Annotated in this window: 1 protein-coding gene; it reads left to right on the plus strand. The window is 59.1% G+C overall.

Annotation, left to right across the window (positions count from 1 at the left end):
- Positions 1–64: 64 nt before the first annotated feature.
- Positions 65–1212 (plus strand): IS3 family transposase gene (locus PQR08_RS38520; RefSeq protein ID WP_250487957.1). Its coding sequence is split into 2 segments (ribosomal slippage): positions 65–314 and positions 314–1212, totalling 1149 coding nucleotides; the frame shifts between segments, so codons are not numbered across the junction.
- Positions 1213–1241: the final 29 nt, after the last annotated feature.

Genomic DNA, 1241 nt, shown 5'->3' on the forward strand with positions numbered 1-1241 from the left:
TGTAGTGGTCTAGCAATCTTGGACACTTCGAAAGGTAGACTTTGATCGACCAGCGAGGTGTCAAATGGGCAGAAGAGAATTTTCAGAGGAATTCAAGCGCGAGGCAGTGGCGCTTGTGCTGGAGCAGGGCTACACGGTGACGAAGGCGGCGAAGGCGTTGGGCATTGGAGAGACGGCGTTGCGGCGCTGGATCGGCAATCGCCGGCCGGTTGCGGGTGCACCGGTGAGCGCAGCCGAGGGCGGCAGCGCTGAACAGCTAAGGATTCGAGCACTTGAGAAACGAGTGGCGGAGCTCGAACGGGAGCGCGACATTCTAAAAAAATCCACGGCCTTCTTTGTCAAGGAACTGGACCGCGATTCGAAGTGATCCGGCAGGCAGAGAAGGCATATCCGACAGCGACGCTGTGTCGTGTAGTCGGCGTGGCGCGCAGCAGTTACTACGCATGGAAGGCGCGGCAGGGCAAGGCACGTCCGGTACGTATGGGGCTGATGCGCGAGGTGCAGGCGATTCATGCGCAGATGCGGCAAAGCTATGGCAGTCGGCGCATATCGCAGGAAATGAAGCGTCGGGGCCATGCGGTGGGACGCGAGCGTGCGCGTCGCCTCATGCGCGAAGGCGGTGTGCAGGCGCGGGTACGTCGCACGCATCGTTATGTGAAGCGCACGCAAGCATCGGCGATTGCGCAAAACCGGCTCGATCGGGCATTCACCGTGACGGTTCCAAACCGGTTCTGGGCGGGCGACGTGACGTATATCTGGACGCAGCAGGGCTGGATGTATCTGGCTGTGGTGATCGATCTGTACTCCCGGCGTGTAGTCGGCTGGGCGACCTCGGGTTCCTGTGACACGTTCTTGGTGATTGGCGCGTTACAGGTCGCACTTCAAACGCGGCGTACCGAACCGGGATTGATGTTCCACTCGGACCAAGGAAGCAACTATGCGAGTTTGACGTTCCAGCAGTTTCTTAAGGAGCACGAGATCGTGCAGAGCATGAGCCGCAGAGGAAACTGTTGGGACAACGCCGTCGTCGAGCGCTTCTTCTGTACGCTCAAAGGAGAATGCATCGGCGAGCACGCATACCGTGATCACGCCGAGGCTCGCGCCGATGTGCTGACTTACATCTTGATGTACTACAACCAGGAACGCTTGCACTCGGCCGCGCGTCACATGCCGCCGGCCGAGTTCGAGGATTTAAAGGTGGAAACTGCGTAATCGGTGTCCAAGAATACTGAACCACTACA

Source organism: Caballeronia jiangsuensis, from assembly GCF_046030135.1.
Lineage (GTDB): Bacteria > Pseudomonadota > Gammaproteobacteria > Burkholderiales > Burkholderiaceae > Caballeronia > Caballeronia jiangsuensis.